Source organism: Actinopolyspora sp. BKK2, assembly GCF_011291845.1.
GTDB classification, from domain to species: Bacteria; Actinomycetota; Actinomycetes; order Mycobacteriales; family Pseudonocardiaceae; genus Actinopolyspora; species Actinopolyspora saharensis.
In genome coordinates this window covers 213023-228529 of the sequence record NZ_JAANTE010000003.1, presented here as the reverse complement: position 1 = coordinate 228529, position 15507 = coordinate 213023, and the positions used below count along the sequence as shown (strand labels likewise).

The 15507-nt window shown below is 68.0% G+C and carries 13 protein-coding genes and 1 tRNA gene; 5 read left to right on the top strand and 9 right to left on the bottom strand.

Annotated elements, in window-relative coordinates; genetic code table 11:
* Nucleotides 1-84: 84 nt before the first annotated feature.
* Together G9Q41_RS07950 and G9Q41_RS07945 are read right to left on the bottom strand one after the other, a co-directional pair.
* The gene (locus G9Q41_RS07950) at nt 85-2814 is read right to left on the bottom strand and encodes a glycoside hydrolase family 3 C-terminal domain-containing protein (protein WP_165632255.1); all 2730 of its coding nucleotides are present in this window, start codon (nt 2812-2814) and stop codon (nt 85-87) included.
* Between the two features lie 29 nt (nt 2815-2843).
* A complete protein-coding gene (locus G9Q41_RS07945; RefSeq protein ID WP_165632254.1) occupies nt 2844-4244 on the bottom strand; it encodes a sugar porter family MFS transporter in 1401 nt (466 codons plus the stop codon).
* A 144-nt stretch (nt 4245-4388) separates the two neighbouring features.
* On the opposite strand from G9Q41_RS07945, the gene G9Q41_RS07940 reads away from it, so the two are divergent.
* From G9Q41_RS07940 to G9Q41_RS07925, 4 genes are all read left to right on the top strand, one after another.
* Nucleotides 4389-5573, top strand: coding sequence for an ROK family protein (locus G9Q41_RS07940; protein WP_165632253.1), 1185 nt, complete (start codon nt 4389-4391; stop codon nt 5571-5573).
* A 142-nt stretch (nt 5574-5715) separates the two neighbouring features.
* Nucleotides 5716-6222 (top strand): hypothetical protein, encoded by a 507-nt coding sequence (locus G9Q41_RS07935; RefSeq protein ID WP_165632252.1) that lies wholly within the window; start codon nt 5716-5718, stop codon nt 6220-6222.
* Between the two features lie 243 nt (nt 6223-6465).
* Nucleotides 6466-7044 carry a GNAT family N-acetyltransferase gene (locus G9Q41_RS07930; RefSeq protein ID WP_165632251.1) on the top strand — a complete coding sequence of 193 codons (579 nt, stop codon included), beginning with the start codon at nt 6466-6468 and terminating at the stop codon, nt 7042-7044.
* A gap of 215 nt (nt 7045-7259) precedes the next feature.
* Nucleotides 7260-7442 carry a DUF3073 family protein gene (locus G9Q41_RS07925; RefSeq protein WP_092522044.1) on the top strand — a complete coding sequence of 61 codons (183 nt, stop codon included), beginning with the start codon at nt 7260-7262 and terminating at the stop codon, nt 7440-7442.
* 783 nt (nt 7443-8225) lie between these two features.
* Here the strand turns inward: G9Q41_RS07925 and G9Q41_RS07920 are convergent.
* From G9Q41_RS07920 to G9Q41_RS07895, 6 genes are all read right to left on the bottom strand, one after another.
* Nucleotides 8226-8435: a hypothetical protein gene (locus tag G9Q41_RS07920; protein WP_092522042.1), complete on the bottom strand. Its 210-nt coding sequence runs from the start codon at nt 8433-8435 to the stop codon at nt 8226-8228.
* Between the two features lie 84 nt (nt 8436-8519).
* Nucleotides 8520-9338 carry a carbohydrate ABC transporter permease gene (locus G9Q41_RS07915; RefSeq protein WP_165632250.1) on the bottom strand — a complete coding sequence of 273 codons (819 nt, stop codon included), beginning with the start codon at nt 9336-9338 and terminating at the stop codon, nt 8520-8522.
* A complete protein-coding gene (locus tag G9Q41_RS07910) occupies nt 9335-10303 on the bottom strand; it encodes a sugar ABC transporter permease (protein WP_207630728.1) in 969 nt (322 codons plus the stop codon). Before G9Q41_RS07910 ends, G9Q41_RS07915 begins: the two co-directional genes overlap by 4 nt.
* 28 nt (nt 10304-10331) lie before the next feature.
* Nucleotides 10332-11681 (bottom strand): extracellular solute-binding protein, encoded by a 1350-nt coding sequence (locus G9Q41_RS07905; RefSeq protein ID WP_165632249.1) that lies wholly within the window; start codon nt 11679-11681, stop codon nt 10332-10334.
* A 521-nt stretch (nt 11682-12202) separates the two neighbouring features.
* Nucleotides 12203-13711, bottom strand: coding sequence for a hypothetical protein (locus G9Q41_RS07900; protein WP_165632248.1), 1509 nt, complete (start codon nt 13709-13711; stop codon nt 12203-12205).
* A 282-nt stretch (nt 13712-13993) separates the two neighbouring features.
* Nucleotides 13994-14067, bottom strand: a tRNA-Leu gene (locus tag G9Q41_RS07895).
* Nucleotides 14068-14313: 246 nt separating this feature from the next.
* Between G9Q41_RS07895 and G9Q41_RS22630 the strand changes: the two genes are divergently transcribed.
* Nucleotides 14314-14928 (top strand): response regulator, encoded by a 615-nt coding sequence (locus G9Q41_RS22630; protein WP_092522024.1) that lies wholly within the window; start codon nt 14314-14316, stop codon nt 14926-14928.
* Nucleotides 14929-15042: 114 nt separating this feature from the next.
* On the opposite strand, the gene G9Q41_RS07885 is transcribed toward G9Q41_RS22630, so the two are convergent.
* Nucleotides 15043-15471, bottom strand: coding sequence for a hotdog fold thioesterase (locus G9Q41_RS07885; RefSeq protein WP_347567514.1), 429 nt, complete (start codon nt 15469-15471; stop codon nt 15043-15045).
* Nucleotides 15472-15507 lie beyond the last annotated feature (36 nt).

The window sequence follows — 15507 nt, the reverse complement described above, 5'->3', positions numbered from 1 at the left end:
CGGGACGGGGCGGTGCCTGCTCCCGTGCTCCCGGGCCGGAGCCCCCGTCACAGCTGGACAGCGGGGCTCCGGGCGGGAGTCGCGTCACTCGACCTTGACGACGAAGCTCGTCGACTCGGACGTGCCGCGGTACCGGACGTTCGCCGTGATCGTGGCCACGCCCCGGTTCTGGGTGCGGATCTCGCCGTGCCGGTTCACGGACACGACGTCGGGCCGGTTGCTCCGGTAGTCGACCCGCATGCCCCTCGGGAGGGGGGTGTCCTGGGAGTCGGCGATGTGCCCGCGCAGGGTCCCGTCGTTCATCGACACGGTGATCCGCGGTTTCACCACGGTGTCCTGCGAGAACATCTTGCGGACCGTGATGCCGCGCTCACCGTCGCCCGCCGCGCGCGGGGTGGTGCTGACAGTGGAGGGCACGGGTTTGAGCTTGCCGTGCACGCCGACCGTCGCGCGTTGCGCGACCTCGGAACTCGAATGCGCCAGCCGGAACTCGTAGTTCCCGTTCGCCACCTCGTAGCGCCCGGCCTGCTGGTCGAAGAACGCCAGGTCGCGTACGGGAACCTCGAAGTGCACCTGCTTGGTCTCACCCGGTTGCAGCGACACCTTCTCGAAGCCGGCCAGACGTTCGTCCGGACGTTGCGTCGGTGCCGATCCGTCCGGGGGAGAGGTGTAGAGCTGGACCACGTCCGAGCCCTTGGTCTCACCCGTGTTGGTGACCTTGGCGGTGGCCCGCACAGTGCCGTTGGCGTTCACCTGGTTGCGGTCCACCCGCAGATCGGAGTACTCGAAGCGGTTGTAGCCGAGTCCGTGCCCGAAGGGGTAGGAGGCCTGGCCGTCGAAGTACATGTAGGTCCGCCCCGGACCGCTACCGCTCTGTCGAATGCTGTAGTCGCCCATCGCCGGCAGCTGTGATTCGTCGCGGTACCAGGTGAAGGGCAGGTGTCCGCTGGGATTCTGCTTGCCGAGCAGCACGTCGGCCAGGGCCTGACCCTTGCGCTGCCCGTTGTAGGAGCTCCACAGCATCGCCGACACGTCGGAGGAGAAGCTGCTCACGTCGACCTGGCCGATGGTCTCCATGTAGACGACCGTGTCGGGGTTGCGCGCGGCGACCTCGTTGATCAGCGAGGTCTGCGGTTTCGGCAGGTCGATCGACTTGCGGTCCTGGTCCTCCTTGGCCGTGCTCTCGTCGGTACCGGCGTAGACGATCGCGGCGTCGTAGTCGGCCGACTTGCGCACCGACTCCTGGTTGAGCTTCTGCTCGCTTCCGGGAGCGGTTCCGGGCAGGTAGTCCACCACGGCGTCCGGATTGACGGCTTTGACCGCGGCCTTGACGCCGGCGTATCCGTTGACCCCGTTGGCCTGGCCCGCGGAGTGCTGGTTGCTGGAGTAGCCGCCCAGATACATCTCCTCCGGATTGGCGTGATCACCGATCACGGCCACGCGGTACTGGCCGGACTCGGGGACCTTCAGCGGGAGGAGCTTGTTCCCGCTGTCGCCGGAGGACTTGTTCTGCAGCAGCACGATCGACTCGGACGCGGCCTCACGAGCCAGTTTCAACCGCTGCGGCGTCTGGGTGACCGCGTTGTTGGAGTCCGAGTTCTCCCAGCTCCCCTTGGGGACGCGTTCACGTGCCCGCTGCACCCACGGGACCTTCTCCGGGTCGTCGAACTCGCCGAGCTTGATCCGGATCGTGAACATCCGGATCAGCGAGGCGTCCATGAAGTTGGCCGTGTAGACCCCGTTGCCGGTTTCGATTCCCTGCTTGGCGGCCTTGGTCAGCGTGTTCGCGAAGTTGTGCTCGTCGTGGTAGCCCTTGTTGCAGTTCAGGTCCACCCCGGCAGCGTTCGCGTACGCGTTGCGCTCGACGTGGTCGAGCGGCTCGTCCTCGCCCGCGGGCTTCCACTGGTGTCCGTGCTGGATCTCGTAGACCGAGTCGCAGTCGGAGGTGAAAAAGCCCTTGAAGCCGAAGGTCTTGCGCGCCAGCGTGTCCAGCAGCTTCACGCTGGCCGAGGTAGGCACCTCGTTGACCCGGTTGTAGGAGCTCATGATGGAACCGGGGGAGCTGTTGCGAATCACCTCCTTGAACGGGGCCGTGTAGTACTCGCGCAACGTGCGCTCGTCCATGTTGGAGGAACCGGTTAGCCGGTTGAACTCGCTGTTGTTCGCCGCGAAGTGCTTGATGGTGGTGCTGGTCTTGAGATAGCCCTTCGCGGAAGGCAGCAGCTCGCCGTTCTTGTCCTTGCCCTCCATTCCGTTGACGTACTGCGCGGCCATCTTCGCCGTCAGTCCGGGGTCCTCGCTGAACGTCTCGTCGTTGCGGCCCCAACGGGGGTCGCGGGCGAGGTTGATCGTCGGGGAGTAGAAGTTGAGGTCGCGCATGTTGTCGCGCACGACCTCCCTGGCCTCGCTGGAGGTCTCCTGGGCCACCCGGTACATCAGGTCCGGGTTCCACGTGGACCCCATGGACAGGCTCACCGGGTAGGAGGTGGTGTTGGTCAACACCTCGGGCTCGGAGTCGTCGGCCAGCTGTTCGCGGGCGACACCGTGTGCGGCCTCGTTCCACCAGCCGTAGGCGCGCACCCCGAGGCGGGGGATCGCCGGAGCACGGCTGCTGACCATCTGGTCGGCCTTCTCGGAGGGCGTCATCCGCGACACGAGGTCCGCGGCCCGCTCCCGGGCGGAGAAGCTCGGATCGAGGTAGACGGGTTTGTCCTCGTCCGTGTTCGGCTCCTGTGCGATGGCGGGCGCGGTGGACACGGTGCACGCCATGCACAGACCGATCAGTGCCAGTAATCGTGTCGGTCGTCTGTTCACTTCCGTCCCTCCTGGACTCGCAGTCTGGGTCAGACCTGTTGGGACTCGATTCCTTCCTTGGCCGGACCTTCGTGCAGGTCCGCTTCCAAGCCCTCCAAACTTCGGCCGGTGGTTTCCGGCACGAACGCGCTGACGAAGACGAAGGACAGCACGCCGAGCGCGGCGAAGATGAGCATCGACCAGCCCTGTCCGATGGCGCCGAGAACGACGGGGAAGGCCAGCGAAACCACGAAGTTCGCCGCCCAGTTGCTCCAGGTGGCCAGTCCTTCGGCCGGTCCGCGGATCCGCAGCGGGTAGAGCTCGGGCAGCATCACCCAGACGACCGGCCCCCAGGTCGCCCCGAAGGAGGCGATGTAGGTGGCCAGGCAGATGACGGTGATAATCGCGACGGTTTGTCCGGAGGCACCGACGATCAGGGTGAGGATCCCCAGCACGCCGAGACTGACGCTCATACCGGTACTGCCGGTCAGCAGCAGCCGCTTGCGGCCGATCCGGTCGGTGTAGCGCACCGCGATCAGGGTGAACAGCAGCATCACGGTCCCGATGCCGACCTGCGCGGCGATCGAGGCCCCGTCACCCATGCCGAGCTGCGTCAGCGTCGTGGGCGCGTAGTAGATGATGGTGTTGATGCCGACGAACTGCTGGAGCACGGCGAGCCCGATCCCGATGAACAGGGCGGGGCGGATCCATTTCGCCGTCAGGTCCCGCCAGCCCAGCTGTTCGCCGGTCTGGCGCTGCGCGGCCCGGATCTCCTCGAAGCCCTCCTCGACCTCTTCCGGCGGGCGGGTGCGTTCCAGCACCGCGCGGGCCTCGTCCGTGCGGTCGCGACTGGCCAGCCAGCGCGGGGTCTCGGGCATGAACAGCATCCCGATGAACAGCGCCACCGCGGGAATGACCGCCAGCCCGAGCATCCACCGCCAGGCCTCCCACGGGGCCAGGGCGTAGTCGACGATGTAGGCGAGCAGGATGCCCGTGGTGATCAGCAGCTGGTTCAGCGAGGTCAGGGTCCCGCGGATCCGGGTGGGCGAGATCTCGGCGATGTACATCGGAACGATCACCGAGGCGAGACCGACCCCGATGCCGATCACGAAGCGGGCGAGGACGAGATTGGCCACGTCGGGGCTGAACGCGGCCCACAGCGACCCGAGCGCGAACACGCACGCCGCGATCAGGGTCATCATCCGCCTGCCCAAACGGGCGGCCAGACTGCCGCTGGTCAGCGCGCCGACCATCGCTCCGACGAGGATCCCGCTGGTCACCAGCCCCTGCAGGAACTCGTTGTCGGCTATTCCGAGCGGCCCTTTCAAGTAGAGCAGCGCTCCGGAGATCACCCTGGTGTCGTACCCGAACAGCAGCGCGCCGATGGCGCAGATCGTGGCGGGCAGATACACGGAGCGAGCGCTGCCGTGGCGCTGTTTCGTTTCTGTCATCGGGCGTTCACTCCTGCGAGCCAATATGATTTGTAAGAGGTAAAAACAAATTTGCCGATGTGTCAACCCCCACACCGATTGGCGCTGCTCAGCAGTGCCAAGTTGACTGGGCTCCGGCCATCAGCGAGAACGAGTGAGGACGTCTTGACCGCATCGACCGTGCAGGGCCGTGATCCGGCCAGCCTGCGCCGCCACAACCTCCGCACTCTGTTGCGTCATCTGCACCTGCAGGGAGCCACCAGCAGGGTGCGGCTGGGAGAGGTGACCGGACTGACTCGCAGCACCATCGCGGATCTGGTCGGCGAGCTCGCCGAACGAGGGCTGGCGGTCGAGACGGGATCCAGCCAGCCGCAGTCGGGCCGTGGTCGTCCGCCGATGATCGTCTCCCCGCGGGAGGAGACCGCCTACGTGCTGGCCGTGTCGGTCGATGTGGACACCATCGGGATCGGACGTGTGGGGCTCGGCGGCACCCTCCTGGAGGAGTCGGAGACCCGGCACGAACGGGTTCCGGGGGATCCGACCGCGAGCGTGAACCAGCTCGTGCGGTTGATCCACGCGGAAGTGGAGCCGCTCGAGGAGGCGCCCCTCGCGGTGGGCATCGCGGTTCCCGGCCTCGTCCGCTCCGAGGACGGGGTGGTCAGCCGTGCCCCGAACCTGGGATGGCGCAAGTTGAACCTGGCCGAACGACTGCGCGACGAGCTCCGGCTCACCGGGCCGATCGTGATCGGCAACGAGGCGCGGCTGGCCGCGTTGGCCGAGCACCGCCGGGGTGCGGGCAGGGACTGCGCCGATCTCGTCTACGTCTCCGCGGGAGTCGGCGTCGGCGGGGGGATAGTCACCCACGACCGGCTGCTGACGGGAAGCACCGGTTACGCCGGAGAGGTCGGCCACATGATCACCAACCCCGGTGGGCGCTCCTGCCACTGCGGTGGCCGGGGATGCTGGGAGACCGAGATCGGCGCGGACGCCCTGCTGGACCAGGTGGGGGCGGGCACCTCGCCGAACCGGCACACCGCGCTGGCGGAACTGTTCTCCGGGGCCGAGCGCTCCGAGCCGGAAGTCCTGGAAGCGTTCCGCCGGATGTGCACCCCGGTGGCCGTCGGCCTGGCCAACCTGATCAACGTTTTCGACCCCAGTCGGGTGCTGCTCGGAGGGTGGTTGCAGTTGATGCTGCGGAACACCGGGGAGGAACTGCGCACGGCCCTGGATCGGCTCCGCGGGCTGCCCGAGCTTCCGGTGGACCTGCGAACCGCGCGGTTCGGTGAGCAGGGACGTCTGCTCGGGGCGGCCGAAGCCGCGGTCAGCGGTTTCCTCTCCGAGCTGAACTAGCAGCGGAGGCGGTGACGCGCTCCGGTGAGCGGGCACGGCCGGGTTCGTCGGGTAGCCCGGACGGCCACCCGCCGCCGCGGCGAGGACGGGGCGGCGGGGCAGCCGAGTTGTCCGGTGTCCGCCGGCGTGCTGCGCTGTGAACATGGCCGAAGACGGAACGGAGCTGTCCGCTGGAGAGGCAGAGGGGAAAGTTCGCCCGGACCGGGCCGAGAGCGCTCTGAGCGTCTACGGCAGCGGTGTGCGTACCGCGCTGCGGAACAACGCCACTGCCTACGGCTTCTCGATAACGATCACCTCCTCCTACGGTCTGGTCAACGGAGCGGGCGGTCCGCCGAGTAGTTGGGAGACGGTTTCCTTCGCGCTGGGGGCCGCCGTCGCGTTCGTGCTGGTGGGCGGAGTGTTTCTCGGTCACTTCCGAAGGGGCAGTCTTCCGGAGAGCGCGCGGGTGGCCACCATGAGCGGCGCCGTCGATCTGCTGTCCGTCTCCGCGTCCGTGGCCGTGGCTTACGGCCTTTCTCGGATAGGGGGATACTGGGCGTGGCCCTTGACGGCCGCGGGCACCGTGGTTACCTATCTGCTGGTGGGAGGGGGCGACATTCTGATAGCGCGCAGCGCGGCGAACAGGACGTCGTTGGCGCAGCGCCAGTGATCCGATCACCGCGGGGCGGGGTCGTTCCGGGAGCGGAACCGGGGCACCGGAAGGTCGCGATTGCGGCGGTGCGCAACTTCGCCGGAGTGCTTCCGAGGCCGGCCGCCCGGTGCGGGTGTACGGTCCGAGTCCTCGGCGCGGTCGGGCCGCGGGCCGCGTGTTGTTCCCCTCGAGGAGAGAATGGGAACGGCGACGCGGAGACGATCGAGACGTCGGCTCGGGCCGGTTCGAGGGAGTGAGAACATGGGCGGCACCGGGATGGCCCCGGAGACGATCGACGTTGTGCCCATGCGCATGGCACATCTGGAGGGTGTGCTGGACCTGGGGTTTCGGACTTTCGACGTCTCCACCATGCCGTACACCTCGTGGTCGCTGTCGAGCATTACGGAGCACTTCGACACTCAGCCGGAGGCGTGCTGGGTGGCCGAGTCCGAAGGTGAGGTCCTCGGTTTCGTGCTCGGGTCCATGTCCTACGACGAACGCGAGGACTGGGGCTACATGGAGTGGATCTCCCTCGACCCCCGTGCGCGCGGCAGCGGTGTGGCCAGCCAGCTGGTCGAGGCCTGCTGTCAGGCCCTGTTCGACGCGGGAGCGGCACGGATCATCACCGACGTCGAGCACGGCAACGAGCCCTCCGCGCGGATGATGCGGCGCAACGCGTTCACCGAGGGGGTGACCGTGACGTTGTTCGTCAGGAAGCGCTCGAACGAATCGCCGAGCTTCGGACGCGCTCCTCACGTGCGCAGCAAGCCGGAGGATCCGGCCAGAGCGCGGGTTCGCACGGTGGCGCGCCGTTCCACGGGAGGTTCGTCGACTGCCTGAGAGCTCGGAACTGCTCCGCGCAGATCTCCCGGAGGGGACGGGGCCGGAGGACCGGCTCCGCGGTCGAGCGGGACGGCCCCGTCCCCGGTGGGTGAGGCGGCGGCACTTCGGTTCGGACGCGCGGGCGTGCCGCGAAGCGGCCCGTAAAGCTCCACGGCGATATCGTGGTTGTATTGTGGGTGCAGGGAAAGCACTGTATGGAAGGGGACGTACGTATGGGGCGCAAGCGCGCCAAGGCCAAGCAGGCCAAAATCGCACGTGAGCTCAAGTACAGTTCGCCACCGCTCGATATCGAGGCCTTGCAGGACGAGTTGGCCGAAGGTGATTCCGAGGACGAGGACGAGGACGACGAAGGGGAAAGTCGTGATTCGGAGAATTACGATCGGAACTCCGAATGAGCGCTGCTCCGTGGGGCGGTGGTGACTTTCCCGCCCACGTCGTGGTTCCGCCCCCGGGGAGTGGGTTCGGCTTCCGGTCGGCTCCCTCGCGCCACTGCGCGTCCTGACGAGGAGTCGAAGCCGGGAGTTGAGCCGAGTGCGTCACTCTTCGATCATTCCTCGTGTCGCTTTCCGTGCTTTCGGTGTTTGTTCCCGCGTCGGTGCTGCGAGGATTTTGTTCTCGGTTTTCGTGGATTTTTCGGCAGGTGTTGCGAAAAAGAATCTCCGATTGTCGCCCTCGAGAAGTGCGCTTTCGGCTTTCCGGTGCGTTCGATTCGAATTGTTCGGCTCGCGTTCCCGGGCCGGGCCGTGTGCGGAGGAGGGAAGTGGCCTTCCGGGTGTTTCGAGCTCCGGAGGGGGGTGCTCGCCGAACCGTCGTCGCGGGAGCGTCCGGCAGGCCCTTTCCGCTCCCGGCATCGGCACGGCGGGAGTTTCCGGACTCCCCCGACGAGGCGCACACTCCGCGGAGCGCCCCGCGCGGGCGCTCCGCGTGGAGCTCGACGACGAACAATCGTCTCGTGACGACTCCGAACTCGGTTTCCGCAAAAACGAACCTCTTCGTGGGCGGGTGGGAGGAGATCTGCGGGGCTTTCACACCCCTGTGATTCTTCCGGGAGCGTCCGCGAGCGGGAACGTGCGGTCCGGGGCGAGGTGTTTCCGCGGCGCCCCGAGCACCTCCTCGGCGAAATGGGGCGTGCGCCCCGGCGGAGCGAGCGCTTCTCCGGGCGGCAGACCGGGCAGGGGCTACTGCTCGCCCCTGCCGAGCGCCTTGTACACCGTCTGAGGGGAGACGCGGGCCAGAGCCGCTATCTCCCTGCGGTTGAGTCCCGCCCCGTCTGCCTCGCGGATGGTCCGGCGGGTGCGTTCCCAGAGCTCGTCGAGCTGCTGCTCCACCGCGGTTCTTTCCCGGGCGAGGTCGGTCAGTTTCCCCCGCGCCGCTTCAGCGTCCTCCATGGTGACCGAGTCTGCCCGTGGCGGTGCGTTTCCGCAGCGGGCACCCCCGTGCTTTTCCGGTGGGGACCGGTCGGGGCGGAGGTCCTACTCCTTGACACCACCCCCGGTGATGCCCGCGGCCACGTACCGCTGCGCGGTCAGCAGCAGGATCGCCGCTGGGATGGAGGCCAGCACGGCGGTGGCCATCACCCCGTTCCAGTTCGTGGTCTGGTTGCCGACGAAGCGGTAGATCCCCACGGTGATCGGCTGGATGGTGTTGCCCGTGGTGAAGCTGACCGCGAACAGGAAGTCCGCCCAGGCGAAGAGGAAGCTGAACAGCCCCGCTGTGATCAGGGCGTTGCGGCACACCGGAAGGACCACGCTGCCGAACGTGCGCCACTGGCCGCAGCCGTCGACTCGGGCGGCCTCGAGCAGCTCGCCCGGGACTCCGCTCATGAAGGTGCGCAGGATCAGCACCGCGAACGGGACGGTCAGCGTCGAGTCGGCCAGGATCATGCCCGCGTAGCTGTCCAGCAGCCCGAGCTGGCTGAACACCGGGTAGAGCGAGTTGGCCATCACGATTCCGGGCACCATCTGCACCAGCAGCACGACCAGAACCAGCGCCAGTGTGCCGCGCAGCCGGAACCTGGCCAGCGCGTGGGCGGCTGGTGCGCTCACCAGCAGCGTGAACAGCACCGTTCCCAACGCGATCACCAGACTCGTGAGCAGGTGCGAGCCCTGGGTGCGTATTGCCTCGACGTAGCCGCTCCAGGTCGGGTCGACCGGGAACCAGGCCGGTGGCGTCCGCAGCAGGGCGTCGCTGCGCTGCAAGGAGACGTTGATCATCCAGTACACCGGGGCCAGGAAGGTGAGTACCAGCACGATGCCGGCAGCGGTGTTGGTCACTCGTCGTGCGGTGCTCATCGGGGCCCTCCTTCCGAGCGGATCGAATCGCGGATGGAGCGCAGGTAGAACAGCGCGAACACCAGTGCGATCACGATGAGGATGTTGCCGACGGCGGCACCCTGGCCGAAGTCGAACTCCTCGAACGACAGCGCGAAGGACCACGTGGTCAGCGTCTCGGTGGCGTTGGCCGGACCGCCACCGGTGAGGACCATGATCATGTCGAAGACCTTGAGCGTGTAGATCAGTCCCAGCATCAGCACGATGGAGATGACCGGCCGCAGCAGCGGAAGCGTGATCCTGCGGAAGCGCTGCCACGGACCCGCGCCGTCCAGCGCCGCGGCCTCGTACAGCGAAGCGGGAACGGCCTGGAGACCGCTGTACAGAATGACCAGGTTGAACGGAACACCCACCCAGATGTTGGCGATGATCGCCGCGGTCAACGCGTACTGGGTGCTGGACAACCAGGGGATCGGGTCCTGGATCAGGTGCAGTCCGAGCAGGATCTGGTTGAGCACCCCGAAGCCCTCGTCGTAGATCCAGCGGAACACGGCACCGGACACCACCAGCGGTAGCAGCCACGGCAGCAGCAGCAAGCCGCGCAGCACTCCGCTGAGCGGGAAGCGGCGCTGGAAGAACACCGCCAGCCCCAGACCGATCACGAACTGGAACGACAACGAGCCCGCGGTGAACAGGACCGTGTTCAGCACGGCGGTGCCGAACAGCGGATCGGTGACGAGCTCGACGTAGTTGTCCAGTCCCACGAAGGGAGCACCGCCCTCGTAGAACGAGGCGACCGTCCACTGCTGGAACCCCATCATCAGGTTTCGCACGACCGGGTAGCAGAAGAACAGCAGGAGGAACACGACCATCGGCAGGACGAAGGTCCACTGGATCAGTCGTTCACGCCTTCCACCGATCCCGCCGCGTGCGCGTCGTGGCGGGGAGGATCCGGTCGTCGTGGTTTTCGTGCTCGCCGTCGTCATGACAACCACCCGTTCAGGAGCGTTGACGTCAGTCCGCGTTCTCCGCGACACGTGCGGCTCGTTGCAGGGCTCGTTCGGGACTGGTCGTTCCGGCGATGGTGGCTTGGACGGCGTCGGCCAGCGCCTGGGACACCTCCCGGTACCGGGGGCCCAGTTCGGCCGTGCGCGCTCGTCCGGTGGCCACTTCGGTGACGAAGGGCTTCATGGCCGGAACGTCCCGGGCGTACTGCTCGGCGACGTCCACTCGGGACGGGACGTAGGCGTGGTCGGTCGTCCAGTCCAGCATGTTGTCCCGCTCGAGCATGCAGCCCAGCACGCGTGCGGCGTTCTCCTGCCGTCGCGGAGTGGTTTCCGGCACGACACCGACCTCACCGCCGAGCGGCACCTGCGGGGCGATCTCGGGACTCGGGGTGGGGATCGGCACGACTCCGTAGTCCGTGCCCGATTCATCCAGAGCGGACAGGGACCAGGAACCGTTGATCATCATGGCCGCGTGGCCGCTCGCGAAGCGGTCGATGACGTCGTTCTGGTTCCAGTTGACCACCGATCTGGAAGCCAGCCCGTCCTCGACCAGGCCGGACCAGAACTCCAGGGCACGCACCGACTCCGGGGAGGTGAGCTCGTCGAGCTCCCCGCCGTTGCTCCACAGGAAGGGCTCGAACTGCCAGGTGCCCTCCTCGGAGGTGATCGCGGAGAACGCGAGACCGTGGGTGGAACCCCGGGTCAGGGTGCGGGCGGCCTCGCGCAGTTCCCGCCAGGTTTCCGGTGGTTCCAGCCCGGCCCGCTCGAACATGGTGCGGTTGTAGAACAGCGCGAGCCCGTTCACCCCGGGGGCGAGCCCGTAGAGCTTCCCCTGGTGGGACCCCGCCTCCACGATGGCGGGGAAGTGCCCCTCGCCGCTGAGCCCGTACTGGCTCAGCTCGGTGAGCGCTCCGGTCTCGGCCACGGTCTGCAGGTCGGGGTTGTCCACGAACAGCAGGTCCGGTAGCGAGTGCGCGGTGGCGTCCCGGAGAACTTTGGGCATCAACTGGTCGGTGGGCACGTCCTGCCGTTGGATCCGCAGGCCGAAGCGTTGCGCACATCGGTCCAGCACCGCTCTGAACTGTCGGCTCGTCGCGGCGTCCGTGTAGTGGTCGAGCTCGACCACCACGTTCGGGTCGCGTGAGCGCACCCCGCCGGCGCAGCCCGCGGTGACCAGCAGCACGGCCAGACCGATGACGACGAGGCGGGTGGGGAAGCTGCTGTCCCGCCGTCTTCTCGGGGCACCATCGGCTGCGCGGCCCCTCCCCGGCGGTGTGCGGTCGGCGGGCGGTCGTCGTCCGGCCCGTTCGGAACGAGCATTTCGAACCGCTTCGACGAATCCGACTAGTGACCGCATCCTAGTCACCTTCTTCCGGTGCTGTCGTGCTCCTGCCGGTTCTGCGGGGTCGGCGCGCCGCTGTCGTGCGCACGAGGCCGAAGGTTCGGCCGCACTGAGGCGTCCCCCGGCATCGTTCCGAGCTGGGGGAGACCTCTCCTGTGTTCGGCGGTGTGCTCGGTGCGTTCCCGCGTGCCGTCCGATGTGGCTCGCAGCTCGGTGGGCACGTGGGGCGCCGCTCCGGACGAGGTCCGAACGTCGCGGGTGCTTCCTGCGATCGTGGGCATGTGTGGTTCCCGTTCACTGGAGAGGCCAGTTTTCGAATCGCTTCGAAAGAAAATAGAAGGTGATCGAGGTCACGTCAACAGTCGGCTGGCCGGGTTCGCGTGCTGCGGGGAGGGACATCGGTGGGAGTGCCTGCGGGCCGGAGAACGGCCAACGCGGAAGGCGTGGCCCGCGCGTCCGCTCGTTTTCGGTGCGGCTCCGCGGAGTCCGGCCGCCCGCGGTGTCCGTGCTGCTCTCTCCCGGCCGTTAGGTTCGGGTCACTGCTCGTCGTCCTGGTCCCGGGGACTCCGGGCTCGTGCTCTCGCGAACCAGTCGCGGGACTCGTGGTTCCGCCCGCGTTGTGCGAGCAGTCCTCCGAGGACGAGCATGGCTTTCGGGTAGCCGGATTCGGCCGCGCTGCGGAAGGCCTCTTCCGCGGCACGGGCGTTGTCGTTCTGCCAGGCCTGCTGGCCGATGTAGAGCGCTTCCCGCGGAGTGGACAGAGCCAGCACTGCGCTTCTGGTCGTGTCCGGGGTGGGCAGGCCGCGCAGCGGACTTCCCGGAAGTTCCGCGCTGTCGAGGAGGTAGTCGGAGGCCAGGTAGGTGTTCTCCGCGTGGGGCTGCAGGCACGAGCTGGCGCCGAGCACCCTCCGGCGGGCCCAGGTGAGGCCCTCGGTGAAAGCGGGGAGGTCGTCGCGGTGCCGCCAGCCGGGTGCGAGGTAGTGCGCGTGCAGTCCTTCCAGGACTTCCGCGGGCAGGGGCTGGTGGTATCCGGCGCGGCGGCAGTCGACGGCGGCGCTGATGACGGCTTGGCCGAGGTGGTAGAGCTCGCCGTCGCCGGTGGTCCAGCGGCCGAACATGGCTTTGCCCGCTGCCAGGTACTCGGCGAATCCCTCCTCGGCGTGCAGCGCGGAGTGGATGCGGTGGTCGGTTTGCCGGGAAGCCGCGTCGCGTTCGGTGCTGCTGAGACGGCGGGCGAGATTGATGCGGTGCTCGTCCCGGAGCTGTTCGACGAGCTGGACGGCGCTGCGCGCGACGTCCGGGGAAGCGTGGCTTCCGGAGAGGGCGGCGCGGTCGTAGCGGGCCAGCTCGTCGTCGCGGATGGTGGCCACGATCCTGGTGTTCCGGTCGCTCGGGCACAGTCGGTGTGCCAGGCCGAGGTCGAGTCCGTCCGGGGTGAGAAAGCGCTCCAGGTCGTCGAGCCAGATCACGGTGTCGGTGAGGTCGATCTCGGCTTCGGCGATCTCACGCAGCGCCGGTCCGTCGTTGGGCACGAGCAACCTGTGGTCCGGAAGTCGTCGGCGCAAGGTCTCGAGGGCTGCGCGGCTCTTGCCCGCGGCGGCTCGGCCGTGCACCAGCACCGTGCCACCCCGGGCGATCGCCCGATCCAGGTCCGCGTCCCGGTCGCGCGGGACGAAGGGCGGTAGCTGCTCCTCCGAGTCGGTGTCGATGGCGGGTTTGACGCCGAGCGCGAGCAGGCCCAGCTGATCCACGGTGGGAAGACGTCCGACGACGAGGTGCAGGGCGCGTCCGGGCAGCACACCGGACGGGTCGGGTGAGTGATCCGCCCCGGGGCGGCCGTCCGGGGCGGGGAGCCGCCGCCACGCCGCCGCGATCCCGGCACCGGTAACACCGAGTATTCCGAAGATCCAGCTCAGCGCCTCGAACATGTTGCGGACGGGACTGCTGTCCTCGAGCAGCCAGCCGGGACGGCTCAGCAGGAATCCCGCGACCGTGACGGCCAGGAGGCCACCCAGCAGCAGTGCTCGGAACCACCGACTCCGCATGATCGCAGTTTCGCACAGGAATGCGTGCTTTCGCCCCGGCTTCCGGTGGTCGTATCGGAGAGCTTCGGGAGCGTGCGCGACTTCCGCGGATCGTTCACAGGCACACGAGCGTGCTGGTTCCGGAAGGGGCGCTCGGGTCGGTCCGTGTACGTGCATTGGCCGTGTATGTGCCGTGAGCACTCGCACAGGCCCGCACCGAGCCGGGTGCAGCCGCAGATCCCGTGATCGGCCGCTGTTCGCGTCGCCCCAGCGCAGCGGCCGTTTTCGGGTGGTGGTGCGGGGTGCCCCCGGTCCGACTCGAACGGACACTACACGGATTTTGAGTCCGCCGCCTCTGCCTATTGGGCTACGGGGGCCGCTGTTGACACAAGCATACGGCACCACCGATCACTGATCGCGGACGGGGTGGCCGCAGGCGGTTCGGGCGGAGTGTCCGGGCCTGCGCGGAAACGAGCGGAACGAGCGGGGTTCCACGTGCGTGGCCCAGCTCTCATCCTCCGCTCGCGCGGCCCCTGCTGCCTTCACTGTGGTGCGCAGGACGATAAGCTGCACTCTCCGGTGCGACCGCACCGGCAGACCCGAGAACCATCCAGGAGGATCCGGTGACCACGCCGGCTGCCGAGGACCCGAACGCGGCGACGAATGCTACTCAGCACCGCGTGCTCGTGGCCGAGGACGAGGCGCTGATCAGGCTCGATCTTGTGGAGATGCTTCGCGAGGAGGGATATCAGGTCGTCGGTGAGGCCGGTGACGGGGAAGAAGCGGTTCGTCTCGCGGAGGAGCTGCGGCCCGATCTGGTGATCCTGGACATCAAGATGCCGAAGATGGACGGCATCGAGGCGGCTTCCTCGATAGCGGGTGAGCGGATCGCCCCCGTGGTGATTCTGACCGCGTTCAGCCAGCGTGACCTGGTCGAGCGGGCGAAGGAGGCCGGGGCCATGTCCTACCTGGTCAAGCCCTTCGCCAAGCGCGACCTGGTGCCCGCCATCGAGCTCGCGGTCTCGCGGTTCACCGAGGTTCAGGCCCTGGAGGCGGAGGCCGCGAACCTCTCCGAACGTCTCGAGTCGCGCAAGACGATCGAGCGTGCCAAGGGCCTGCTCATGAGCAACCACGACATGTCGGAGCCGGAGTCCTTCCGCTGGTTGCAGCGTACCGCCATGGACCGGCGCACCACCATGAAGGCGGTTGCCCAGGCAGTGCTCGAGAGCCTGGAGTGAGCGCCCGCTCCCCGCTGCTCCACCGCCCGGCCGTGTTCGCGCGAACGCCGGCCGCGGCGCCGGTCCGGCACAGCACCGGTCCGGGAACTACCTCCGCCCCGGGCCGGTGCCGACTCACTCGCTCGCCGGCGGCTTCTCGCGGATGAGGCAGGTCAGTCGTGCCGAACAGGTGCGCCTGTCCTGTTCGTCGGTTATGACGATCTCGTAGGTGGCGGTGCTCCCGCCCCGGTGCAGCGGTGTGGCCACCCCGGTCACGTTCCCCTCTGTGGCGGCGCGGTGGTGCGTGCACGACAGTTCCAGCCCCACCGCGATCCGGTCGGCCCCGGCGTGCAACGCCGCCGCGATCGACCCCAGCTGCTCGGCGAGCACGGCGTTCGCGCCCCCGTGCAGCAGCCCGTAGGGCTGCCTGTTGCCGGAAACAGGCATGACTCCGACCACACGATCGGGGGCGTATTCGGTCATCCTGATGCCCATCCGGCTCCCCAGCTGCTCCTGCTCGGAAACGGTGGGCGTCGCTGCGGGGCCGTCCGCGCCGGACAGCACCGTTCCGTTCGTGTCCTCGGCCACTTCTCGCTCTCC

What these genes read in the sequence shown, in the direction of transcription:
- G9Q41_RS07915 (WP_165632250.1), bottom strand. Translation starts at nt 9,338, where the DNA reads ATGAGCACCGCACGACGAGTGACCAACACCGCTGCCGGCATCGTGCTG.
- G9Q41_RS07935 (WP_165632252.1), top strand. Translation starts at nt 5,716, where the DNA reads ATGGCCGAAGACGGAACGGAGCTGTCCGCTGGAGAGGCAGAGGGGAAA.
- G9Q41_RS07945 (WP_165632254.1), bottom strand. Translation starts at nt 4,244, where the DNA reads ATGACAGAAACGAAACAGCGCCACGGCAGCGCTCGCTCCGTGTATCTG.
- G9Q41_RS07930 (WP_165632251.1), top strand. Translation starts at nt 6,466, where the DNA reads ATGGGCGGCACCGGGATGGCCCCGGAGACGATCGACGTTGTGCCCATG.
- G9Q41_RS07910 (WP_207630728.1), bottom strand. Translation starts at nt 10,303, where the DNA reads ATGACGACGGCGAGCACGAAAACCACGACGACCGGATCCTCCCCGCCA.
- G9Q41_RS07900 (WP_165632248.1), bottom strand. Translation starts at nt 13,711, where the DNA reads ATGCGGAGTCGGTGGTTCCGAGCACTGCTGCTGGGTGGCCTCCTGGCC.
- G9Q41_RS07920 (WP_092522042.1), bottom strand. Translation starts at nt 8,435, where the DNA reads ATGGAGGACGCTGAAGCGGCGCGGGGGAAACTGACCGACCTCGCCCGG.
- G9Q41_RS07905 (WP_165632249.1), bottom strand. Translation starts at nt 11,681, where the DNA reads ATGCGGTCACTAGTCGGATTCGTCGAAGCGGTTCGAAATGCTCGTTCC.
- G9Q41_RS07925 (WP_092522044.1), top strand. Translation starts at nt 7,260, where the DNA reads ATGGGGCGCAAGCGCGCCAAGGCCAAGCAGGCCAAAATCGCACGTGAG.